Source organism: Xanthomonas citri pv. citri, assembly GCF_000961215.1.
In the GTDB taxonomy this organism is placed as follows: Bacteria; Pseudomonadota; Gammaproteobacteria; order Xanthomonadales; family Xanthomonadaceae; genus Xanthomonas; species Xanthomonas cissicola.
The window spans coordinates 2,947,397-2,971,588 of record NZ_CP008998.1 but is presented as its reverse complement, the minus strand read 5'-3'; the positions used below and the strand labels follow the sequence as shown (position 1 = coordinate 2,971,588).

Below are 24,192 nucleotides of genomic sequence, written 5' to 3'. Positions count from 1 at the left end.
GCCGGTAGGCTCGCGGCCGGCCGTTCGCGTCATCTACGACAGTCGCTGCGTGTGGTGGCGAAGGACGCACAGCGCGGTTCGCTTTGCATCGCTGCACTTCGTGTTGGCGCAGGTGTCGCCAGCGCAAACAACTATGGTGAGGCGGCTGCATTGCATCGGTTGCAATGCAGTGGGGAGGATCGCAGCTGTTTATCGTCGATGCGCGCAGCCGCCGCATCGATCGCGCTGTCTTGCACGTCAATGGGATGGATGTCATGAGGGATTTACGCTGGAAATCGTTCCTGGCGCGGCACCGGCGCTGGTTGCGTTTGACCCGACGCACCGGCGCTGCTGCGCTGTTGTGGACATGCATCGTGCTGGGCTGGCCCCTTGCAGTCGCACAGGAAGCGCCGATCGCTCAGCCCAACGCGATGGTCGGCGAGCCGCTGTTTCGCGGCCTGGACCACCCGATGCCTGCCACCGCGGTGCCGTTTGCGCCCGGCGGGCAATTGGCACGGATCTACGCGGCCGATATCGCGCATGGGGCGGGGCAGGCACCAGGCAATGATTTCTGGATCGACCGTATGCTGGCCCGCGAGGGAACTGGCGGTGGCTTCGACGATCACAACGACTGGTTGTTTACGCGTGGTCGCGCCGCGTATCTGAGCTATCACGCGCCCGATGCGCCGGGATTCGTTGGGCAGGTGGCGTATTGGCACGCCACCGATTACGACGCGCTGTTCCGCATCCACGCCACGCTGGGCAAGCGTCGTGTGCAATGGAAGGAACGTGCGCAGCAGCGGCGGCAGACACCGAGCTATTTCACGACGGTGTTCGAAGATGCCGGCGCGGGCGTGCGCATGCGGCTGGTCAAGTACATCACCGAGCAGAACGTGGCAGTCGCCAGCGTCGTGCTGTCCAGCCTGGACGGCGCGGCGCACACGGTATCGCTGCAAGCAGTCTCGCCGATCGCCCAGCACGCCGACGGCAATGAGCTGGCCGGCGCATTCGACGCGTACAACCACATCACGACGGTCTTTCCCCGTCTGTCCGGCGATGGCTTCCATGTCGAGGGACAGCGCCTGGTGCGCGATATCGACATCCCCGCGAGCGGCGAAACCGCGCCAGTCAAGCTGCAGCTCGGCATGCTCACCCGCGAGTTGCCCGACGCCCGCGCCGAGTACACGCGCATTGCCGCGCAAACGCCGCAGCAGGCCTACCAGCAGCATGTGGCCAGCTACAACCGCTGGTGGGTGGACAACCTGCCATACCTGGACACGCCCAACGAGAACATCGGCAAGAGCCTGTTCTATCGCTGGTGGGTACTGCGCTTCAACTTCCTCGATGCCGATGTGCCTGGCAACGACTACCAGTTCCCGGTCGCCATCGAAGGCGTGCTGGGCTACGACAACGCGATCGTGCTGACCGCCGGCATGTTCCTGGACGATCTCAAATACCTGCGTAATCCGCTGTATGCCTATGGCACCTGGCTCAGCGCGGGCGAGACCGCGGGCGGTGGCAAGTACGCCGACAACCCTGGCTCGCCGGAGAACTGGTCCAATTCCTACGCGCAATACATCACGGCCGCGGCATGGCGGTCGATGCAGATCCACGGCGGGCCGGCGACGCTGGCGGGCAAGCTGGCGCGCTATGGCAGCGGTGACGTGGACGGCGTGCTGGCGGCCTACGATCTCAACCACAATGGGCTGATCGAGTACGACTGGGCGGCGATGACCGGCAACGACGCCGATGCGGTGTCGTTCGACTGGGCCGACCAGCACGGCCAGATCCGCATGGACCGCACCGAGAGCGCCTACGTCTATGCCAACGCGCAGGCGGCGGCGCAGGCCGCGACGCTCGCGGGCGATGTTGCCACTGCGCAGCGCATGCAGGCCACCGCGCGCCGCATCCGCAAGGCGGTGCTGGAGGTGTTGTGGCAGGATCGCAGCGATGCCCCCGACTCGGTCGGCCTGTACGGCGATCTGCTCAAGCATCGCCAGGCCGACGGGCCGCGACTCGCGGTCGATTGGAAGGAAACCAACAACTACTATCCCTTCAGCATGGGCTTGATGCCCAGGCAGGGCGATGCCGACTACGACCCCAAGTACGTGCGCGCGTTGCGGCTGTTCGCCGACGCAGCGCAATACCCGCTGTTTCCGTTCTACACCGCCAACCAGGTGGACATGCAGGCGCGCGGCAGCGGCGCCGATGTGGGTAGCAATAATTTTTCCACCATCAATGCGACCGTGGCGTTTCGTCTGTTCGGCTCGGTCTTGCGCGATTACCCCAGCCCGTATCTGAACGCGCAGAGCTATCGCAAATTGCTCTACTGGAACGCCTGGGCGCCCTTTATCAACGGCGACAACCGCTATCCGGACCAGAACGAATTCTGGGCCAAGGGCAGTGCCAGCCGCGGCGGCAAGATCGGCTATCGCTCCTGGATCCACCATACCCAGCTGGGTGCGACCAACTTCAGCATGATCGAGGATGCGATGGGATTTCGCCCGCGCAGCGACGGCAAGATCGAGCTGTATCCGATCGATATCGGCTGGGACCATTTCGCCGCCGACAATCTGCGCTATCGCGACCGCAACCTGAGCATCGTCTGGGATCGCGATGGCAGCCACTACGGTGGCCGAGTGCCGAAGGGCTATAGCGTCTACCTGGATGGTCGCCTGGCGTTCTGCGTGGATCGGCTGGCACACGTGATCTACGACCCGGCCAGCGGGCAGGTCAGTGCCGCGCCGGATGCGGTCAATCGCAATGGCGCAGCGCACGTGCTCCAAGCCCGTCCCGCGGCACTGGCGTCGATGACGCAGGTAGCGTTCGCCGCTGGCACGCGGGTGGCGCAGATCCTGGCCAAGGCCGGCGTGGATGTGACGCTGCCGCCAGCGCGTAGCCGCAACCTGGCGCAGGGTGCGCGTGTCAGCGCCAGTTTTGCCGCTGCCGGGTTGCCGGCGACGGCGGCGGTGGATGGCAGTACCGCCGGTACGCCGTTCTGGGGCACCGCAGGCTCGCCGTCGGCCAGCGACTGGATCGCGCTGGACCTGGGCGGCACGCGCACGCTGGATCAGGTGGTGCTGTACTTCTATCGCAGTTCGTCGCCGGGCGGCGATCAGAACGGCTTTCCGTCCGGAACGCAGCCTGGCTACGCGGCACCGTGGATCTACGCCGTGCAATACCAGGATGGCAGCGGTGCGTGGAAGAACGTTCCCGGGCAGGTACGCGATGCCACGATGGCGGAGGGCAATCGCAATCGGGTGCGCTTTCCGGCAATCCATGCCGCAGCGTTGCGCGTGGTGGTGACGCACGCCGGCACGGCGCGCACCGGCATCAAGGAAATCCAGCTGTTCGACAGTGGTCTGCCGGCACCGGCGTCCGTGGGCAATGCGCCACCGCAGGTGCAGGCATGGCAGCTGGACACGCCTGGCGCCGATGGCGCGGTGGTGGTGCAAGGGCGCGTTGGCGATGACGGCTTGCCCAATGGCACGCTGCAGGTGCGCTGGCGCGTGCAGCAGGCGCCGGAAGGCGGCGATGCCGTGTTTGCCGATGCCGCCGCGCTGCAGACATCCGTGCGTTTTACCCGTGCCGGGCAATACACCTTGCGTCTGGCTGCAAACGACGGGGCGCTGATGGGGCATGCCGATGTGCAGGTCAACGCACCGGCCTCGCGCCCGCTGCAGAGCATTCCATTGCAGGCCGTGGCCAGTGTCAGCGCGCAGCTCACCGGCATGCAGTACCGCGTGCAGGCCTTGAACGATGGGTTCATCCCACAGGCAGGCAGTTTTCCCAGTGGTAGCTTGCGCTGGGGCAGCTATGGGCTCGACCAGCCGGCAACGGTGTGGTTGCAGTACCAGTGGCCGCGCCCGGTGCGGCTGTCGTCCAGTGCGCTCTACCTGTGGAACGACCAGCCCAACGGCGGAGTGGCCGCGCCTGCCAGCTGGAAGTTGCAGATGCTGCAGGCCGGACGCTGGCAGGACATCGTCAGCAAGAGCGGCTACCCGATTGCCGCAGCGGCGACCGGCGCGGCGAGCACCGCCAGCTTTGCACCGGTAGTCACCACCGCGCTGCGCGTGGTGTTGACGACGCAGACGACGGCCAACGGACATGCCGCCATTGGGGTGGACGAGTGGCAGGCGCTGTCCGAGCTGCCCAAACAGACGGAGGCCATCGATCTACGCACGGCCCCCGGGCAGGCGCCGACGCTGCCACAAGAGATCACCGCATTCTTTGCCGATGGCAGTGTGCTGCCGGTGGCCGTGCAATGGTCCGAGCTCGCCGCCAGCCGCCTGGGCCGCGAAGGTGCGGTGGAACTGCAAGGCTTGGTCGAAGGCGCGATTCCCGTCAAGGCCACCATCTGGGTACGCGCAACGCCGCCCGGGCAGATCAACACCGTGCAGCCGTTGCCGACGGTGAGCGCGGTGGTCGGGCATGCACCGACGCTGCCGGGTTTCGTGACGGTGCAATACAACGACGGCTCGCGTGAACGCTTGCCGGTGCAATGGCCCACCTTGCAGCCTGCGCGTTACGCACAGCCTGGCGAGATCCAGCTCACCGGCACGGCGCAGGGGCGTGCACCTACCGGTCACGTGTCGGTGCCGCTGGTGATCCAGATCAAGGCGGCAGCGCCATGATGCGTACGTTCTCACGGTTGCCGGTGCTGGCCTGCGGGTTGTTGCTGGCCAGCGTTCCGGCCTGTGCCATGCAGCCGCCGCAGGGAACGCGGCTGCACGCGCCCGGCAACCCCATCCTCGCCGATGGCAGCGAATATTCCGCCGACCCTGCGCCGCTGGTGGCCGATGGCAAGCTGTACATCATTGCCGGCCGCGACACCGCGGCTCCCAATCTCAATGCGTTCGTCATGCCTGGCTGGCAACTGTTCGTCAGCAGCGATCCGGCCAGCGGCGACTGGACCCACTACCGCGATCTGCTGCGGCCCCGGCAGGTCTTTGCCTGGGCAGACAAGCGGTATGCCTACGCGTCCCAGATCGTGCAGGGCCCGGATGGGCGCTATTACCTGTATGCGCCGGTGCAGCAGCGCGATTCGCCCAATGCCGACCCATTCGCGATCGGCGTGGCGGTGGCCGACAGTCCGCTCGGCCCGTGGACCGATGCGCACCCGCAAGGTCCGGTGGTCTCGCAATCGGTGCCGGGCCGCAACGACATCCAGAACATCGATCCGACCGTGATGGTCGACGACGATGGGCGGGTGTATCTGTATTGGGGTACCTTCGGCGCGTTGTACGGCGTGGAGCTGCAGCGCGACATGGTCACTTTCAAGGGCGCGCCGGTCCTGGTGGACACGCTGGACGGTTATTTCGAAGCGCCCTGGCTGTTCAAGCGCAACGGCACCTACTACCTGGCGTATGCGGCCAACAATGCCGGACGTCTTTCGCCTTGCACGCCCACGCTGTATCACGCCTGCATCGCCTACGCGAGCGCACCGACACCGCTGGGGCCGTGGACGTACCGCGGCATCGTGTTGCCGCCGGTGTCCTCCACCACCTCGCATCCGGGTATCGTCGAATTTCATCGGCAGTGGTATCTGGTGTATCACACCGCCGATGCGCAGGGCGGCGGGCATTTCCGCCGCAGCGTGGCGATCGACCGGCTGGAATGGGACGACAGCACCCAACCGGCCAGCATCCGCACGGTGGTGCCGACGCGGCGTCCCACGCCTCCCGCGCCGCCCGTGCGCAATCAAGCGCCATCGGCCTACGCAACCGCGTCCAATGGCCCGGATATTCCGGTGCAGTACTGGATCGCCGCGCTCAACGATGGCGTCGTCAAGGCCAATCCATTGCCACCGGAGATGTGGGCCAGCTGGACGGAGAACAATCCACCGCAGCAATGGCTGCAATACAGCTGGGCGCAACCGATCACCGTGGATCGCACGCGCATCGTGTTCTGGGCCGATCACCCGGCAGGCGCCGATGTCGGCGTGGCCCCGCCAGCGCGTTGGCATCTGGAATACCGTCATGCTGGGCGATGGCAGCCCGTGCAGCCGCGCGATCGGTATGGCACGCGTCCCGACCACGACGAAGCGGTGTCGTTCGCGCCGGTGACGACACGTTGCGTACGTGTGGTCATGGACGCCTCTGGCGGTGCTGCCAGCTACGCCGCGCTGGCAGTACAGGAATGGGAAGTGCTGGCCCCCCAGCCACAACGCCTGCCATCTGCCACGGCCGCTGACAGCAAGCGGTGCGATGCGCCGTGACGCAGCTGACCAAGCGCTGCGTGCGGCAGTGGAACGATGGCGGACGGTGCGCAGGCGGTGGAGTGCACTGTTGGAGTCTGACGAAGTGGCTTCCGCGTACTGGCCGCGCGTGCCTTGCGAACGTGTCCTAGGTGTTTCAGTCGCGCTGATGCGCCTGACCCCGCATGGCCAGGAGAGGTTTCGCATTCGTATCGCAGGCGCGCCTGCTCTCCCTGGCGGCCTGCCGCACCGTCCTTGGTGTGTGTCTGTCGCTTCGGTTGCAGTCAGCGGCTCGGCCATCGTCCATCAACGCCATGCTGTCTTCTCAAACCTTCCGTGAGGTCACAGATGCCACACATCCCCGCCATGCGCTTACGCACCATCCCTATCTGGTGCGTGTCTCTTGCACTGGCGCACATCGTGCCGGTGGCGGCGGCGCCACTCCCCGCTCCCACGCCGACGCAGTACACGCAGGCAATGGGCTTGTCCGATCACTATGCCTCGCTGGTGGACCGGCAGCCTACGGCGCCGGTGTGGGTGGATGCCGGGCATTTTCTCTATCGGCGTGGGGTGGCGCGCAGCAAGCAGCTGCCGGCGATCGAATACCGCCTGGTGGAGGCGGCCAGTGGCCGCAACACACTGGCCTTCGATCACGCGCGGCTGGCCGCAGCATTGACGCAGGCCGGTGCCAAGGCGGTCGACGCAGCGCGACTGCAGCTTGACGAGCCCACCCTGGAACAGCAGCGCCTGAGCTTCCAGTTGGCGAAGCTCGGCTGGCAGTGCGATCTGCTGCGCTATCGCTGCGCGCATCTGCCCGAACGCAACCTGCCGGCCGAATCGATGGACATGCGCCTGCCGCTCAAGCAGGGCGAACGCCAGGCCATGTTATCGCCGGATGGCCGCTGGCGTGCCTGGGTGGAGCAGGGCAATCTGGTCATCGCGCCGGTCGGCAGTCACGAGCGCAGCGTGCTCAGCCACGATGGCAGCACGGATGATTACTACGCGCTCGACAGCGTGGTGTGGTCCCCGGATTCGCAGCATCTGGCTGCGTATCGGGTCAAGGCACCGCCGCCGCGCATGGTCTATTACATCGAGTCGGCGCCCGCCGATCAGGTGCAGCCGAAGTTGCATCAGCAGGTCTATCCCAAGCCGGGCGATGTGCTGCCGATGATGCAGCCGGTCTTGTTCGACGTCGCCACGCACGCAGCCCATCCGGTGGCGATGACCTTGCTGCCCAATGCCTTTGCCTTGAGCGAGATGGTCTGGTGGAAGGACAGCCGCGGCTTCACCTTCGAATACAACGCACGCGGTCACCAGCTGTACCGGGTGATCGAAGTCGACGCGCGGACGGCCGCCGCGCGCACGCTGATCGAAGAGACATCGCCCACCTTCATCGAATACTCCGAGCTCAGTGGCGAGCATGAAAACGGCGGCAAGCACGCACGCCAGGACCTGGACGATGGCGCGCAGATCGTGTGGGCATCCGAGCGCGATGGCTGGGAGCACCTGTATCTGTACGACGGGCGCAGCGGCGAGGTGATCCGCCAGATCACGCGGGGCGACTGGGTGGTGCGCAAGCTCGATCGCATCGACGAAGCGGCAGGGCAGGTGTACTTTACCGCCTCGGGCATGCAGCCTGGCGAGGACCCGTACTATCGCCATGCCTATCGCATCGGCCTGGATGGCCGCGGGCTCACCGCCTTGACGCCGCTGGCTGCCGATCATGAGGTGCGCTATTCGCCGGATGGAAGGTGGCTACTGGATCTGTATTCGCGCGTGGATCTGGGCCCGGTGCTGGAGCTGCGGCGCAGCGCAGATGGCAGCGTGGCACGCACGGTGGAGCGCACCGACCTGAGCCGCCTGCTGGCCGCAGGATGGCAGGCGCCACTGCCGTTCCACACCACCGGGCGCGATGGCAGGACCGAGATCTGGGGCGTCATCCATCGCCCGCAGCAGCTCGATCCGCAGCAGCGCTACCGGGTCGTCGAAGACATTTATGCCGGCCCGCAGGGCTCGTTCGTCCCCAAGAGCTTTACCACCACCACACCGTCGCTCACCGGGATGGGGTTTGCGGTGGCGTCCATCGATGGCATGGGCACCAACAACCGCTCGCGCGCCTTCCACGATGTGGCCTGGCGCAATCTCAAGGACGCCGGGTTGCCGGATCGTATCGCCTGGCACAAGGCCGCCGCGGCGCAGTACCCGTGGTACGACATCGACGGCGGTGTCGGTGTGTACGGTACCTCGGCGGGCGGGCAGAACGCGTTGGGGGCGCTGCTGTTTCATCCGGAGTTCTATGTGGCGGGTGTGGCCAATTCAGGGTGTCACGACAACCGCATGGACAAGATCTGGTGGAACGAGCAGTGGATGGGCTGGCCGGTCGGCCCGTGGTACGCCGCATCGTCGAACGTGGAGAATGCCGCGCGCCTGCAGGGGCATCTGTTGCTGGTGACCGGCGACATGGACATGAATGTCGACCCGGCCAGCACCTTCCAGGTGGCCGATCGCTTGATCAAGGCCGGCAAGGACTTCGATCTGCTGGTCGTGCCCGGTGGCGATCACGGTGCCGGTGGCGACTACGGCAGGCGCCGCCTGCTGGATTTCTTCCTGCGCTGGATGCAGCAAGCGCCAACGCCGGAGTGGAATCGCACCGCAGCCGCGCCAGCCGCGCCGGCGCCGTGATGCACGTGCGCTGCGGGTGGCATCCGTCGATTTGATCGCGCGAACCGGCGCATCCGAGCTCGATGCGCCGGTTCGCGCGCGAATCCTTGTCGGCTTCATCCGCACCGTAATCGCGCACAGCCGTGCGCATTGCGTGCGGGCTCGAGCGCGCTCCTGCCGCCACGCTTGATCGTTCAGTTGCGAACCATGCTGTTTTCCGCATGCGCGTTCGCCAAATGCGACAAGACGTAGCGTCTGCGCACAGGCACATTGTGACCAACTGATGAAAACTGGAGCGCATAAGCGCATCCAGTGTGGAATGCACCACCTTCCTGCAACACGCGTTGCCGCGCGACTGTTCGGTCGCCTGCGTCGCATGTTGTCTGCGTGTCTGCAACACGACCGTTGCCAGCGGTTTCGCTGCAGCGTGCGTCTGCCATCTATGTCGCCCTGCGCCGCTGTACGCCGGCACGGGCAGGTATTGCCCACGGTTTGTCTTTCGTAACACTCAGGAGCCCTGCATGCCGATGTTGCCGTTGCCTCTCTCCCGCACGATCAGCGCCACCACGCGGCCGTTACCGAGCATGCTCACTACCGCGCTGTTGCTGGTGCTGTCGGCAGGTGCCGTTGCGCCGGTGTCTGCGCAGCAGGCTGCTGGTGGCGATGCGACGCAGACGCTGGACAGCGTGGTCGTCACCGGCTCGCGCCTGCGTCGCGTGGATACCGAAACCGCCAATCCGGTGGTCACCGTGAGCCAGGAACAGATCGCTGCCACCGGCAAGGCGACCGTGGGCGATCTGCTGCAGGAATTGCCATCCATCGCCGGCAATGCCACCAATCCCTATACCAACAACGGCGGCGGCACCGGCGCCTCGGCGATCTCGCTGCGCGGCCTGGGCGACAAGCGCACGTTGGTGCTGGTCAACGGCATCCGCCTGGCTTACAACGACGTCAACGCCATTCCTTCCAGCATGATCGAACGCATCGAGGTGCTCAGCGACGGCGCCTCTGCGGTGTACGGGTCCGATGCGATCGGCGGGGTGGTCAACTTCATCCTGCGCTCGCGCTTCGACGGCGTGCAGTTCAGCAGCGACTTCGGCACCAGCAGCGAGGGCGATGGCAACCGCCGTAACTTCACCTTGACCGCCGGCAAGACCTGGGAGCGCGGCAGCCTGATCGGCGGCCTGTCGTATCACAACATCGATGCCGTCTCGGCAGCGGCGCGCGATTACTCCAAGGACGCGCTCGCGCTGACCAATGGCCAACCGGTGAAGCAGGGCTCCTCCGCCACGCCCACCGGCTCGGTCAACTTCAATGATGGGTCGGATCAATCGCAGTTGCTTGCACAATCCAATGGCTGCGGGCGCGTCACCCTCAACAGCGGTGTCAGCGGCCGCGCCGGCCCGGGCGATTTCCATTGTTACAACGCCAGCGCAGACTCGTACAACTACCAGCCATTCAACCTGTTGCAGACCCCGCAAAAACGCACCAACGCTTTTTTGCTGGGCACGTACCGCTTCAGCGACAGCGTCGAGGGCTACGTCAACACCTGGTTCAGTAAAACCGAATCGGCATCGATCATTGCGCCGATTCCGATCTTCTCCAATGGCGACAACATCCTGGTGTCGGCGCAGAGTTACTACAACCCGTTCGGCGTCAATTTCGGCACCGATCGCAGCACCGGCACCTCCTACAACGACCTCAACACGCGCGCCACCGTGCTGGGCAATCGCCGCTATCAGTACAACACCTACAACTTCCAGATCAGCCCCGGCTTGCGCGGCCGCTTCGGCGACAGTTCCTGGCAGTGGGATGCCACCTTCAATTACGGCAAGGTCAAGCAAAAGTCGATCAACAACGGCTTTCTCGACTATGCCGCGTTCAATCAGGCCATCGGCCCATCGTTCCTGGACAGCGACGGCACGGTCAAGTGCGGCAGTGCAGGCGCAGCGATTGCCGGCTGCACGCCGTTGAATTTCTTCAACCTCAACGACAGCTCCAACCTGGCCACGTTGCAGGGCATGGTGGTCAACCCCATCGTCACCAGCGTGTACACGGTCAAGCAATTCGAGGCCAATGCCAACGGCACGCTGTTCGCGTTGCCGGCCGGCGAGGCCAGCCTGGCGGCCGGCATGTCGTACCGCAAGGAACGCTCCACCACTGCCTCGGACCCGCTGTGGACCGGCGATGAGAACGGCCTGTGCGGGGTGATCGAATTCTGTTCGTCCAGCTTGAGCGGAAGTTTCGATGTCAAGGAAGCCTATGCCGAAGCACTGTTCCCGCTGCTCAAGGATCTGCCTGGCATCAATGCGCTGAACATCACGATCGGCACGCGTTTTTCCGACTACAGCTCGGTGGGCAGCAAGACCAATAGCAAGCTCTCGCTGGAATACCGCCCCATCGAAAACCTGTTGTTGCGCGGCACCGTCTCGCAGGTATTTCGCGCACCCATCATCAACGAGCTGTATGCCGGCGTGGCCGGCGACGCGGCCACCGTCAACGACCCGTGCAACGGCTACACCGGCGGCAACACGGTGGCCTGCGCCAATGTGCCCACCGATGGCAGCTACCAGCAATCGGACGGGCAGGTGTCGGGCAAGGTCTCCGGCGCGGCAGTGGCGGGCTACCAGCTCAAGCCGGAAACCGGCAAGTCCTACGACGTCGGCTTCGTCTACGACCCGCAATGGATCGACGGCCTGTCGCTGAGCGCGGACTGGTGGCGCATCGATCTGGAAGACACCATCACCACGGTGTCGGCGCAGACGGTGCTGAATCAGTGCTTCGCCAACTCTGCCAGCGCGTTCTGCGCGTTGATCCATCGCAACGGCAACGGCACCATCAATTACATCGCCGAGCCCACCGTCAATCTGGGCAAGCTATGGGCCAAGGGCATGGACTTCAACCTGACCTATCGCTTGCCTGCGATGGCATGGGGCAATGTCACCGCCGGCCTCAACGGCACCTATCTCACCCGTTACGACGTGCTGCCCGACACCACCGACCCCAGCTCGGTCACCATCCACAACGTGGGCCGCTACACCCAGGCCTACGGCAATTTCCCGCGCTGGCGCGCATTGGGCACGGTGAACTGGGCACTGGACGACTGGAGCGCCACCTGGCGCATCCGTTATGTGGGGCATACCGCCATCGGCAATTCGGATCCGGACCAGAGCCTGTCGGCCGATGCCAGCGAACCGACCGTGGTACGCAATATCGGCGCCTACGTCTACAACAACCTGCAGCTTGGCTATAACGTGGAGCCATGGCATACGCGCTTCGAAGTTGGTGTGGACAACATCGCCAACAAGCAGCCGCCGTTGTATTACTCCAACAACGTGGGAAATGCGAACACCGACGTGGCCACCTACGATCTGCTCGGCCGCTTCTATTGGGCACGTGCGACGGTGAAGTTCTGAGTGCGCCGTTGTTGCGGCGCTGCGCGGCCGGGTGCGATCGGTCGCGCAGATGCCATGCCACGGCCAGCATTGCCAGGGGAGCTGCGATCACGTTGTCGCGACCACGCGCGCATGCGTGCGCGCTTTCAGGAGTTAAGCTGATCCCATGACGGAAACGCATGCACCCGAACCGACCTGCAACCACACGCCATCGTTGTCGCGGCGGCGCTTTCTGGCCTGGAGCAGCCTGGCAGTTGCTGCAGGCTTCCTGCGCTTTCCGGCCCAGGCCAACGCTGCGCAACCGGGCAGCGTGCGCGCGGTGCCGCTTGCCCAGGTCCGGCTCACGCCATCGTTGTTCCTGGATGCGCTGCACACCAACCGGCGCTACCTGATGCGGCTGCAGCCGGACCGGCTGTTGCACAACTTCGTGCTGTACGCCGGCCTCGACCCGAAGGCGCCAGCCTATGGCGGTTGGGAAGCGGACACCATCGCCGGGCATACGCTCGGCCACTATCTCAGTGCGCTGGCACTGATGCACGCGCAAACCGGCGATACGCAGTGCCGCACGCGCACCGGGTATCTGGTCAGCGAATTGGCGCGCTGCCAGGCGCATGCCGGCGATGGCTATGTGGCCGGCTTCACACGCAAGAACGCAGCCGGGCAGATCGAGAGCGGGCGCGCGGTCTTCGACGAGCTCAAGCGCGGCAAGATCGACCCGGCGCCGTTCTATCTCAACGGCAGCTGGGCGCCGCTGTACACCTGGCACAAATTGTTCGCCGGACTGCTCGACGTGCATGCGCATTGCGAAAATGCGCAGGCGCTGCAGGTCGCGGTGGCTCTGGCCGGTTACCTCCAGGGCGTCTTCGCTGCGCTCGACGACGCGCAATTGCAAAAGGTGCTGTCGTGCGAATTCGGCGGCCTCAACGAATCGTTCGTCGAACTGCATGTGCAAACCGGCGATGCGCAGTGGCTGGCACTGGCGCAGCGCCTGCATCATCACGCCGTGCTCGACCCGTTGATCGCCCAGCGCGACGAACTGGTGCACCAGCATTCCAATACCAATATCCCCAAGCTGATCGGTTTGGCGCGCGAGTACGAAGTCACCGGCGATGCCGCATCGGGCGCCGCAGCGCGCTTCTTCTGGCACACCGTCGCCGACCACCACACCTATGTGATCGGCGGCAACGGCGACCGCGAATATTTTCAGCAGCCGGACAGCATCTCGAAATTCCTTACCGAACAGACTTGCGAGCATTGCGCCAGCTACAACATGCTCAAGCTCACCCGCCACCTGTATCAATGGGGCCCGCAGGCGGAGCTGTTCGATTACTACGAGCGCACGCTGCTCAACCATGTGATGGCACAGCAGCATCCACGCACCGGCATGTTTACCTACATGACGCCGCTGCTGGCCGGCGAAGCGCGTGGTTGGTCGTCGCCGTTCGACGATTTCTGGTGCTGCGTCGGCAGCGGCATGGAAGCGCACGCGCAGTTCGGCGATTCCATCTACTGGCAGGACGGGCAGGGCGTCTATGTCAACTTATACGTGCCCTCCACGGTGCGCGACGCCGCCGGGCTAAACATGACCTTGCACAGCGCCTTGCCGGAGCAGGGCAGCGCCTCGCTGCGCATCGATGGCGCGCCGCCAGCGCAACGCACGCTCGCACTGCGCGTGCCGGGTTGGGCGCAACAACCGCACCTGCAACTCAATGGCCAACCTGTCGATGGCAGCGCCAGCGATGGCTATCTACGCATCACGCGCGTCTGGCAGCCCGGCGATACCCTGAGCCTGTCGTTCGATATGCCGCTGCGCCTGGAATCCACCCCGGACGATCCCGCCTGGGTCTCGGTGCTGCGCGGCCCGCTGGTGCTCGCCGTGGATCTGGGAGATGCCGCCAAGCCGTGGTCGGGCAAGACCCCGGCATTGATCGGCGGCCAGGAAGTTCTGCAACGCCTGCAGCCAGCGCCGGGCAAGCCAGCCTTCGTTTACACCGATGGCGCGCAGCAGTGGCAGTTTTCGCCGTTCTACGCCCAGTTCGACCGCCGCAGCGCGGTCTACCTGGAACACCGCGACGCCGCCGCATGGCAACAACGCCAGGCCGAACAGGCGGCAGCAGAGGCGAAGCAAGACGCACTCGACACCCGCGCACTCGATCGCATCGCGTTGGGCGATGAAGCCTCCGAAAAGGCGCATGCACTGCAGGGGGAAAATTCCAACCCGCTCAGCTACCGCCGCCGGCCCGGCCGCGACGTGCGTACCGGCGGCTTCATGGCCTTCACCCTGCGCAATACCGCCCAGGCCCGCATCCTGCGCCTGCGCTACTGGGGCGACGAAACCCGCCGCCGCTTCCGCATCCTCGCCGACGGCGAACTCATCGCCAACGAACGCCTGGATGGCAACCGCGGCCTGGATTTCGTCGATGTGGATTACGCTTTGCCGGCAGCAGTGGCCGGCCGCGCCACCTTGCAGATCCGAATCGAACCGGAGAAAGGCTACTCGGCCGGGCCTGCGTTTGGGTGTTGGGTGTTGGAGTCGGTTTGAGTGTTGCAGCCAGCGCATGTTATTCGTATGACGAGCTGCTACGAGACATCGGGAAGCAGGAAGAGGGGGGCGAATTTATTCGTACCCCTTGAAGCTTAGAATTTTCGCGTCTTTTTTACTTAGCGTGTATTCGCCGCCGCCGCCTATGATTCCTAAACGCCTGTCCACTAAAAAGACGACTACTATTTTTGAAGGTGTTTGGGAAATTCCCATGGCGTATGAGTCAAGCTCTCTCAGTGTTGAGTACTCGCCGCTGGGCGGATACATGGCTATGATTCGATCTTGAAAATCTTTGCTTGCCGCTTCAATCGCTTTAATGGTTTCTGCATCATTGGGTTCGGCGCCAGAAACGCCGGCTAAGAATAAAGATAAAAATAGCATGAAGAATTTGAATTTCATAATTGCCATCCGAATGCATTGCTGAGAAATTCCAGGAGCTTATTGTTGTTGCCGTCACATCCACAGCCGGAGCTCGAAATCGCGTCAGGGAGATCACTGTAAGGCGAGCCTGAAGTGGAAAATCTCAATAACTTGCCCGAGGGAGTTCCTAAGTAGGCCGCATCCCCATAGGGTATTCTTGTGTCAGCCTTTGAGAACGCTTCTCCCAAATAGCCCGGAGTTACATCTCCGTGTGTGTGGTACGCGCCAGTTGCTCCATCTGGCCGCGGGCCAGGGTTCACTGAAGATGTCAGACCGCGTTGTGGCGCCGTGTAACTATAGTACCCGTTCGGTTTCTGATATACCCAGCCGCCGTATTCCAAATCTTCTCTTATCGATGCCGGGAGGATGTCCTTAAGCGCCTGAGCTGCTGCCAAATTTTCTGTCCTGTAACAATCACCTGGAAGCAGGCCAAATTTGTCCGACCAACGGAATGGACTTGAGAGGCTATAAACATAAGTGCCGATACCTCCGTTAAATCCAATCGGATCACTCTGTCCATACCGTCCGGTAGCAGTGTCGTAGTCCCGGAAGTAGTTCTGATTCAACCCGCTCGCCGCGTCAAACCGCTGCCCCGGGAAGCGCATATCCAATACCAGCGCCGCGCCATCTCCATCAGGATCCTGATTCGGCGCGGTGTTGCCGAACGCTTCGCCCTTCAAGCTCCATGTCCACACCGCCACATCGCGGGTTGGGTCGATCACCATGCGCGGGCTGCCCAGGTGATCGGGTTCGATGTAGTGCAGCGCGTTGGCGTTGGCCAGCAGGCCGACTGGTAGATCATCCAGCCAGATCGCCTGCTGCTTGGGGGCGCCGTTGCTGTCATAGTCGCCCAGCCAATGGCCAGCTTCATCGTAGAGCGTGTAGGCGTTGGTGGTGCCTAAGAAGCGGCGTACCTGCTCGCCACGGCCGTTGTAGCGGTAGTTCATCACCAGCGCGCCTGCACGCTTGGCCATGCTCATGCGACCGGATGCGTCGTAGGAGAACTCCCTCGCTTTGCCGCCGATCGTCAGCGTATTTCCCGTTTTGTCGTAAGTTCGCGCCACGTTTGCTACGGCACTCAGGCGATGATTGGTCGCTGGATAGGTGTAAGCCTGTGTAACGCTGCCAACCTTGGCGCTAAGGCGATTGCCGGTGGCGTCATAGCTATAGCCGTCAATGACGGTTCCGGTGACACCGTCGGTGAGGGCTGTGAGGCGGCCGAGCGTGTCGTAGCCCAGGCCGATCTCCGGCGTGGGATTGCCTGCTGGGGTGAGCGCGGTGAGATTGCCCACCGGGTCGAAGCCGAAGCCCACTTCCAGCCCACCTGGGCGGGTGTCCTGGATGGCCTGCGGGCGGTAATCCAGATCGTACTGGCGGGCGAGGCTGCGGCCATTGCCGTAGGTCCAGCCGGCGGCCGGGCCGAACGGGTAGTAGCTGGCATTGCCCAGCAGCACCTGCCGGCCGCCTCCAGCCGGGGTAACGCCGACTTCGGTGGTCTGGCCTTGCGCGTTACGCAGGTAATCGACCACCGCGCCGTCCGGATAGGTCATGCGCCGCAGCTGGCCGCCGACGGTGTAGTCGTAGCGCAGCACTAATGTCTTGCCGTTGCTGGTCTGCACTTTGCGGGTTACATCGCCAAACGCGTTGTAGCAGTACTCGGTGGTCCCACTGCCATCGCTCATGCGAGCCAGGCGGCCAATGAGAAATGCTTCGCCAGGCGCGCAGACGGTGGGCACGATATCGTAGGTGTAATTGATATCCAGGCCATCGGTTGGCTTTGGATAGGTCAGCTTGGTCAGGCGATTGAGCGCGTCATAGCCGTAAGTCGTGATAACCCCACGCGCATCAGTCTGATTGGCGCGGTTGCCAGCGCTGTCGTAAGTGTAAGCGGTTACGCCGGTGTCTGGACTTGCCAGTTTTGTCAGGTCGCCGAATCCATTGTACTCGTACGTGGTGCCCAACCCCTTCGGATCGGTGACCTTGGCTAGTTTACCTTGGTAGTCATAGGCAAACTTAGTCTCTGCCTTGATGCCGTTGGCATCCTGCAACGTGCGTGAGAGCCTATTCAGCGGGTCATAATCGCCCAGCGCGGCGGTGCCCAGGGCGTCGTTCACTGCGACGGTGTTGCCTTTCGCATCATAAGCAAAGTCGGTTGGATCGCTTGCAGCGGTCGCTTGGGTCTTGAGTTGCCCAAGCTGATTGTAGACGCGCGATAACGTACGTTTCAGCATTCCGGCGACATCCCGAGTGTCTTCTTTGATTCGGTTTCCGGCGTTATCCAAGGTGTAGTGCAGCGTGTTGCCGGCATTGTCGGCAATATCGGTCAGGCGATGCGCACCGTCATACGTAAAAGCAGCGAATGCGCCGTCAGGCTGCGTGACTTGCTTGATCAGGCCGGTGGGCCAGTAGTCGATGCGGGTGATACGGTCGTCCAAGTCGCTCGCTGCATCGGTTCCGTGCACTTTGGTTGCCGTCAACCAGCCGCGACGGTGGTAGCTGTAGTCGGTAATGTTACCGTTTGCATCCTTGATGGAAAGCGGACGGCCTGCGCCATCGTAGGCGAGATACTCTGTCACCTGTCCAAGTGCATTGGTGGCTTTCCAAAGATCGCCTTTGCGATGCGGGCAAGTTGTGGGCGCTCCAGCGCACGAACTATCGTCGCTTCCGTAGTAGGTGTAGGCAGTCGTATCCGGTACATCTGTGCGGGCGCCATCGGACATTGTGATCAGCCCCAGGATAGGGCAGCCACCCGCATCGAGAGCTGCTTGTTCGCAGTATTCATTGCGTAAGGTTCTCACTACACCGGTGACAGCGTCTGTTTGTGTCCGGGCAATTTGCTGACCACGTCCATTGTAGGTAAGGACGGTGGACTGGCGTAACTTGCCTTTGGGGTCGTAAATCCGGTGTTCGAGCAGTGCGTTTTTGGCAACATCGCGAACGAACTCCTCGCGTTGTTGCTGTGCGGTCCCCGCAGCCTTGACGATTGCGGATAGATATGTCGGCTGGTACTCGTACTTCGTGACGGTTCCCGCGCGATCGGTTTTCGATTGCAAGCGTCCGTCGGCAAGGTAAGTATTCTTGTCGCTGCCAGCTTCACTGGCGAGGTTCTCCAGCGATCGATACAGGCCGGATCCTGCACTGAATATCTTCTTTTCGCCAAGTGCATAGGTCACGCTGGTTGTCGTCGAGCTATCATAGCTAAGCGAGACGGCGTCCACCTGTTCGCTTCCTGACTCCAAAGCACTACCAATGATGCGGCCATAGGGTTCGTAATTGAACGTGCCATAGCGACGCCCATCTTCCGATGTTATGCCGGTGAGGTGATGTATCAATTTAGGGTCGGCAAGACCTTGCTCGTGATAGTGATAGCGCTTTACGCTCCCATCGCCATAATCTGCTGCGGTGAGATTTGAGTCGCGATCATATTCATAACTGATCAGGCTGCCATCGGGAAGTGTGATCGACCGAAGGCGATCAAGTGCGTAGTTGAATTGGATCTTTCTGCCGGACGCATCGGTCGCCGAAGTCAATTGTTCTTCGATGTAAGAGAGTGTGACGTCATTAGAGGGGGTTGCTGCATTTCGTACGGATAGCAGCGCACCGTCGCGGTTGAAGTCCCGAGTCTCACCAGAAGCCTCGAAGAGCCGATACTGCGCCTCTGGCGTATTTAGATAAATCATAATGCGATTCGAGTTTGCTCCTCGATAAATGTTTCCGTCCACTTTGACGAAGTTTTCGTAGTTCCCCTGCGCATCTATCAAGACGGGAGAGTACGTGTCGGTTGAGACCAGATAGTCGCTGTAGCTATGCGACCAGCCAAGCGCAAAAGGATTGTCGCGATCGTGGAATTGAGCGAGTGAGTGGTAGTACCTGGAAAAGGGTTTCCCCGCGAACATGAAGTCGGTTTCGGTCCGCGTTTTGTCGCCAGTGGTGGGGTGACAGGGGTTTGCGGTGGAGCAACTCGAGACCTGGCTCGCTCTGGCGGACATGAACGAGAAATCCGCGCTAGATCCGCACATCAGCGCCTGCGGAAGCTCGCTATCGGTCCAGCCGCCGCCGAAGTTGGGGGAAAGTCCAGACTCACACGAAATCAGGCGTCGCTTGTAGATCGACCAATTGAGCTTTCCCTTCGTCACCGCGCCGTTAGATGCGGTGCAGGTGGTCTCGCTGCTGAAGTCTTTTTGACCGTAGCGGATGGCATTTCCGCTCAAGCCGAGGTTGGTGGTGTTGTAGTCGCGGGTTGTTTTTCCGAGGTCGAGGCTGCATCCACTTTTGATGCGAGTACGAAGATGCGCTAACGCAGCGCTAATCAGCTCACCCTCGTTCGTGCAATATGTCGAATAATTTGGATCCTGCGGCGCGGCACAGCCAGGATTGCCTTGGCCATGGACACCCATGTCAACCGTATAGATCGGATCGGCAATTTGTTTCGCTGGACGGTCCAAAACGTCGTAACGGAGCGAAAGCTGCCCCGTAAGCGGATTGGTCACAGATGTGAATGTGTGTTGGAGATACTGTCCGACGCCGGCGTATCGCGTGCTGGCCGCCAACGCTGCCAGTGCCTCCACCTGAGTCGGATAGCATCCTCCCGAGATGCAGAATTCGGCGGGTGGCAACGCCTGCGCGCGAACTGGCTCGATTGGAACTGATGCAATATAGGCGATCGAACAGACTACCACTCTCGCCATGACGATGGGCAGCTTGGCAAGACACCAGTGCAATGCGGAATTGTTTCCCTGGGAAACCTTATCCATGCAATCTTCCTTTGATATGAGCCTTTAAGTCTCCTGTCGGCTTGGCCGGCGGGAGCACTTCCTGTTTGACGCAACGATCCATGCAGTCGCGTCGGAGCCTACGCTCTCGTTCTCACAGCGTCCAGTGCTGGAGCAGAGTAGACGGCAGCCATTCGTCAGAACGAGGCTATTCAGCGGCGAGATTTGGTCCTGGAGCGATTGGCGAGACAGATGATTTTTAAAGGCCCATGAAGATACTCAAATACAAAGACCGGCCATCAGGCCGGTCTTTGTTTGCATATCACCGCTGCTGATTAAGATTAAGCAGATAACTCCAACAACAACTTATTCAACCGCCGCACATAGGCCGCAGGATCCTTCAGGCTATCGCCTGCAGCCAGCGCCGCCTGATCGAACAACACACGGCTCAGGTCGCCGAAGCGATCCATATCCTGCTCCGCATCCAGCTTTTCGATCAGCGGATGGGTGGGGTTGAATTCGAACACCGGCTTGCTTTCCGGCACCGCCTGGCCGCTGGCTTCCAGCAGCTGGCGCATCTGCAGGCCCAGGTCGCCTTGGCCGATCGCCAGGATCGCGGGGGAGTCGGTCAGGCGGTGCGAGACGCGTACTTCGGCCACGTCGTCGCCTAGCGCTGCCTTGATGCGCGAGGCCAGGCCTTCCTTGGATTTGGCGACTTCTTCCTGCGCCTTCTTGTCTTCTTCCGAATCCAGCTTGCCCAGGTCCAGGTCGCCGCGTGCCACGTCCACGAACGACTTGCCGTCGAATTCGGTGAGATAGCTCATCAGCCATTCGTCGATGCGATCGGTGAGCAGCAGCACTTCGATGCCCTTCTTGCGGAACACCTCAAGATGCGGGCTGTCCTTGATCTGCGCATAGCTTTCGCCAGTGAGGTAGTACAGCTTGTCCTGGCCGTCGGCCAAACGACCTACGTAGTCGGCCAGGCCCACGCTCTGCGCGCCGGTGGTGTCGTGCGTGGAGGAGAAGCGCAGCAGGCCGGCGATCTTTTCGCGGTTGGCGTAATCCTCGGCCGGGCCTTCCTTCAATGCCTGGCCGAAGTTGCGCCAGAACGTGGCGTAGTCGTCCGGCTTGTCCTTGGCCAGCTTCTCCAGCATGTCCAGCGAGCGCTTGGTCAGCGCCGACTTCATCGAATCGACCACCGGGCCGGATTGCAGGATTTCGCGCGAAACATTGAGCGACAGGTCCGACGAATCCACCACACCCTTGATGAAACGCAGGTACAGCGGCAGGAACTGCTCGGCCTGGTCCATGATGAAAACGCGCTGCACGTACAGCTTCAGGCCCTTGGCCGAATCGCGGTGGTACAGGTCGAACGGCGCGCGGCCGGGCACGAACAGCAGCGAGGTGTATTCCAGCTTGCCTTCGACCTTGTTGTGGCTCCACGCCAACGGGTTGCCCGCGTCGTGCGCGACGTGTTTATAGAACTCCTGGTATTCCTCGTCCTTGATCTCGGACTTGGGGCGCGTCCACAAGGCGCTGGCGCGGTTGACCGCTTCCCACTCCGGCTCTGCCGGCTTGTCGGCGGCTTCGCCGTAATGCTCCTTGCGCATCTCGATCGGCAGGCCGATGTGGTCGGAGTATTTCTTGAGGATGCCGCGCAGCGTCCAGCCATCGGCGAACGATTCTTCGCCTTCCTTCAGGTGCAGCACGATGCGGGTGCCGCGCTCGGGCTTGTCGACGCTGGCGATTTCGAATTCGCCTTCGCCACGCGAGGACCAGTGAACGCCTTCGCTGGCCGGAAGGCCGGCGCGGCGCGAATACACGTCCACCTGGTCGGCGACGATGAACGCGCTATAGAAGCCCACGCCGAACTGGCCGATCAGGTTGGCGTCCTTCTTCTGGTCGCCGCTGAGGTGCTTGAGGAAATCGGCGGTGCCGGACTTGGCGATGGTGCCCAGGTGCGAGACCGCATCCTCGCGGCTCATGCCGATGCCGTTGTCGTCGATGGTGACGGTGCGCGCGTCCTTGTCGTAGTCGACGCGGATGCGCAGCTCGCCGCTGCCTTCCAGCAGCTCGGGCTTGACCAGGGCTTCGAAGCGCAGCTTGTCGGCGGCGTCGGCGGCATTGGAGACCAGCTCGCGCAGGAAGATTTCCTTGTTCGAGTACAACGAATGGATCATCAGCTGCAGCAGCTGCTTGACCTCGGTCTGGAAGCCGAGCGTCTGCTTATCGGTTTCAACGGTCATTGGGGTCGTGCTCCGTGGTGGTCCAGGCCGCAACGCGGCCGATGGCCTGGGGATGCGGCCGTCTACCGATTTTTCAAGGCGGGCCTGCGCGAATGTGCCGCGCGCGGCGGCTGGCGCGGGGTAGGGCGGCCGCGGCGATGGCGGCGGTATCATGGCCGGCCGTTCGTCCTGCCTTGAGCCATGTCGCCAACTGCGCTGCTGCCGTGCTGTACCCGCCCGCCCTCGACAGGTGCGTGGCGATGAGCCGCCCGCAGCGTCCGGCGCCGCGTGGCGCGGAAGGGCAGGTGCGCATCGTGGGCGGGCGCTGGCGCAATACGCGGCTGGCAGTGCCCAGCTTGCCTGGCCTGCGCCCCAGCAGCGACCGGGTGCGCGAAACGGTGTTCAACTGGCTGATGCCGCGCCTGCCCGGCGCGCGCGTGCTGGATCTGTTCGCCGGCTCGGGCGCGCTGGGTCTGGAGGCAGTGTCGCGCGGCGCCGCGCATGCCACCCTGATCGAACGCGACCCCGGCCTGGTGCAGCGGCTGCGCGAGCACGTGACCCGGCTGGATGCCGCCACGCAGGTCCAGGTGCTGCAGGAGGATGCGGTGCGCTGGCTGGAGCGTGCGCCCGCAGCGTTGGCCGATATCGTGTTCGTCGACCCGCCGTTCGCGGCCGGCCTGTGGCCGGCTGTGCTGGAGCGCCTGCCGGCGCATGTGGCTGCCGACGCCTGGCTCTACCTGGAAGCGCCCGCCGATGCGCCGCCGCTGCTGCCGGCCGGCTGGCACCTGCACCGCGAGGGCGCCACCCGTGAGGTGCGCTATGCGCTGTACCGCCGGGCCGCTGCTACACTGAAGAGCGATCCGACCCCGGTAGTCTCCGTATGAGCGTTGCCAATAGCCGCACCGCCGTCTATCCCGGTACCTTCGACCCGATCACCAATGGGCATATCGACCTGGTGAATCGCGCCGCGCCGTTGTTCGAGCGGGTGGTGGTGGGCGTGGCGTACAGCCCCTCCAAGGGCCCGGCGTTGTCGCTGGAGCGCCGCGTGGCGCTGGCCCAGGAAGCGCTGGCGGCGCATGCCAATGTGGAAGTGCGCGGCTTCGATACCTTGCTGGCGCATTTCGTGCGCGAGATGGGCGCCGGCGTGCTGCTGCGCGGCCTGCGCGCAGTGTCCGACTTCGAATACGAATTCCAGATGGCCAGCATGAACCGCCATCTGATCCCGGAGGTGGAAACGCTGTTTCTCACCCCGGCCGAGCAATACAGCTTCATCTCGTCCTCGCTGGTGCGCGAAATCGCGCGGCTGGGCGGGGATGTGTCCGGCTTCGTGCCGGCATCGGTTGTCGAGGCCTTGCGGCAGGTGCGGCAGTCCCGCGCGCAGGCCTGATCATCTGCAGTTACATCACCACACGCATTTCAAAGGGAGGAGTTTCATGAAACACACCATGCGCGCTCTGGCGCTCGCTTCGATCGCCGCTCTGGCGGTCACCGCCTGCAAGAAGGAAGAGCCGGCGCCGACCGCGGCCGCCGCACCGGCCCCGTTGACCGCACCGGCCAAGGACGACAACGCCGGCTGGAAGAAGTACCTGCAGGAAGTGGTCGGCCAGAACCTGGGCACCACCACCAACAGCCCGTTCCTGTACTACTTGCCGCCGGAGTCGGATGCCGAATTTGCCGGCAGCTACGAGCGTCAGCTGGAAAGCGTCAAGACCGCACTGGCGCGCGGCGTGCAGCCGGGCAACATGCTGGCCTTCGGTTCGTCGGCGTCCAGCAAGATGGCCGACCTGATCGATGCAGCGTTCAAGGACGTGGCACCGGACTCGATGAAGGGTGTGCGCGTGCTGTTCATCGGCAACGCCGCCGATAACGCCCGTGTGCAGACCATCGTCCAGCCCAAGGGCGCGGAATACATCTTCGTTGAAGCCAAGTAATGCCGTACCAGGCCGGGTGCGCGGGAGGGCGCATCCGGCCGCAGCCTGGGAATGCACCATGCTGCCGAGTTCGCAGTCCACCGGAGCCGGCCGCGTCAGGCCGGTATCCGACAGCGCCCACGGCGTTGTCC

11 protein-coding genes are annotated in these 24,192 nt (G+C 63.2%); 8 read left to right on the top strand and 3 right to left on the bottom strand.

Going from position 1 to position 24,192, the window contains the following annotated elements; genetic code table 11:
* The first annotated feature begins 254 nt into the window (after positions 1-254).
* The 5 genes from AMD14_RS13345 to AMD14_RS13325 all read left to right on the top strand — a co-directional run bounded on the left by AMD14_RS13345 (position 255) and on the right by AMD14_RS13325 (position 14,773).
* Positions 255-4,613, top strand: a complete 4,359-nt coding sequence (locus AMD14_RS13345; RefSeq protein WP_011051656.1) for an Ig-like domain-containing protein — start codon at positions 255-257, stop codon at positions 4,611-4,613.
* A complete protein-coding gene (locus AMD14_RS13340) occupies positions 4,610-6,196 on the top strand; it encodes a family 43 glycosylhydrolase (RefSeq protein ID WP_015463345.1) in 1,587 nt (528 codons plus the stop codon). The genes AMD14_RS13345 and AMD14_RS13340 overlap by 4 nt, the downstream gene beginning before the upstream one ends.
* Before the next feature lie 345 nt (positions 6,197-6,541).
* Positions 6,542-8,857, top strand: coding sequence for a S9 family peptidase (locus AMD14_RS13335; RefSeq protein ID WP_015472142.1), 2,316 nt, complete (start codon positions 6,542-6,544; stop codon positions 8,855-8,857).
* Positions 8,858-9,357: 500 nt separating this feature from the next.
* Positions 9,358-12,252 carry a TonB-dependent receptor gene (locus AMD14_RS13330; protein WP_011051653.1) on the top strand — a complete coding sequence of 965 codons (2,895 nt, stop codon included), beginning with the start codon at positions 9,358-9,360 and terminating at the stop codon, positions 12,250-12,252.
* 145 nt (positions 12,253-12,397) lie between these two features.
* On the top strand, positions 12,398-14,773 hold the full coding sequence (locus AMD14_RS13325) for a glycoside hydrolase family 127 protein (protein ID WP_011051652.1): 2,376 nt from the start codon (positions 12,398-12,400) through the stop codon (positions 14,771-14,773).
* Between the two features lie 75 nt (positions 14,774-14,848).
* Here AMD14_RS13325 and AMD14_RS23495 read toward each other — a convergent pair whose 3' ends face one another.
* From AMD14_RS23495 to htpG, 3 genes are all read right to left on the bottom strand, one after another.
* Positions 14,849-15,172: a hypothetical protein gene (locus tag AMD14_RS23495; RefSeq protein WP_015463343.1), complete on the bottom strand. Its 324-nt coding sequence runs from the start codon at positions 15,170-15,172 to the stop codon at positions 14,849-14,851.
* Positions 15,169-19,947, bottom strand: a complete 4,779-nt coding sequence (locus AMD14_RS13320; protein ID WP_011051651.1) for a DUF4329 domain-containing protein — start codon at positions 19,945-19,947, stop codon at positions 15,169-15,171. The genes AMD14_RS23495 and AMD14_RS13320 overlap by 4 nt, the downstream gene beginning before the upstream one ends.
* A gap of 299 nt (positions 19,948-20,246) precedes the next feature.
* Positions 20,247-22,151, bottom strand: a complete 1,905-nt coding sequence (gene htpG / locus AMD14_RS13315) for a molecular chaperone HtpG (protein ID WP_015463341.1) — start codon at positions 22,149-22,151, stop codon at positions 20,247-20,249.
* Between the two features lie 173 nt (positions 22,152-22,324).
* Here htpG and rsmD point away from each other — a divergent pair, with 173 nt between their 5' ends.
* From rsmD to AMD14_RS13300, 3 genes are read left to right on the top strand one after another with little or no spacing between them, the layout of a single operon-like run.
* The gene (gene rsmD / locus AMD14_RS13310; protein ID WP_029829133.1) at positions 22,325-23,014 is read left to right on the top strand and encodes a 16S rRNA (guanine(966)-N(2))-methyltransferase RsmD; all 690 of its coding nucleotides are present in this window, start codon (positions 22,325-22,327) and stop codon (positions 23,012-23,014) included.
* Entirely contained in the window at positions 23,011-23,517 is a 507-nt protein-coding gene (gene coaD, locus AMD14_RS13305) for a pantetheine-phosphate adenylyltransferase (RefSeq protein ID WP_005917071.1), read from the top strand. The genes rsmD and coaD overlap by 4 nt, the downstream gene beginning before the upstream one ends.
* A gap of 46 nt (positions 23,518-23,563) precedes the next feature.
* On the top strand, positions 23,564-24,061 hold the full coding sequence (locus AMD14_RS13300; RefSeq protein WP_005931897.1) for a hypothetical protein: 498 nt from the start codon (positions 23,564-23,566) through the stop codon (positions 24,059-24,061).
* The last annotated feature ends 131 nt before the right edge of the window (positions 24,062-24,192 follow it).

Excerpts from the sequence above, each read along its gene's own strand:
- AMD14_RS13345 (WP_011051656.1), top strand. The coding sequence starts at position 255 with ATGAGGGATTTACGCTGGAAATCGTTCCTGGCGCGGCACCGGCGCTGG.
- AMD14_RS13340 (WP_015463345.1), top strand. The coding sequence starts at position 4,610 with ATGATGCGTACGTTCTCACGGTTGCCGGTGCTGGCCTGCGGGTTGTTG.
- AMD14_RS13335 (WP_015472142.1), top strand. The coding sequence starts at position 6,542 with ATGCGCTTACGCACCATCCCTATCTGGTGCGTGTCTCTTGCACTGGCG.
- AMD14_RS13330 (WP_011051653.1), top strand. The coding sequence starts at position 9,358 with ATGCCGATGTTGCCGTTGCCTCTCTCCCGCACGATCAGCGCCACCACG.
- AMD14_RS13325 (WP_011051652.1), top strand. The coding sequence starts at position 12,398 with ATGACGGAAACGCATGCACCCGAACCGACCTGCAACCACACGCCATCG.
- AMD14_RS23495 (WP_015463343.1), bottom strand. The coding sequence starts at position 15,172 with ATGAAATTCAAATTCTTCATGCTATTTTTATCTTTATTCTTAGCCGGC.
- AMD14_RS13320 (WP_011051651.1), bottom strand. The coding sequence starts at position 19,947 with ATGGATAAGGTTTCCCAGGGAAACAATTCCGCATTGCACTGGTGTCTT.
- htpG (WP_015463341.1), bottom strand. The coding sequence starts at position 22,151 with ATGACCGTTGAAACCGATAAGCAGACGCTCGGCTTCCAGACCGAGGTC.
- coaD (WP_005917071.1), top strand. The coding sequence starts at position 23,011 with ATGAGCGTTGCCAATAGCCGCACCGCCGTCTATCCCGGTACCTTCGAC.
- AMD14_RS13300 (WP_005931897.1), top strand. The coding sequence starts at position 23,564 with ATGAAACACACCATGCGCGCTCTGGCGCTCGCTTCGATCGCCGCTCTG.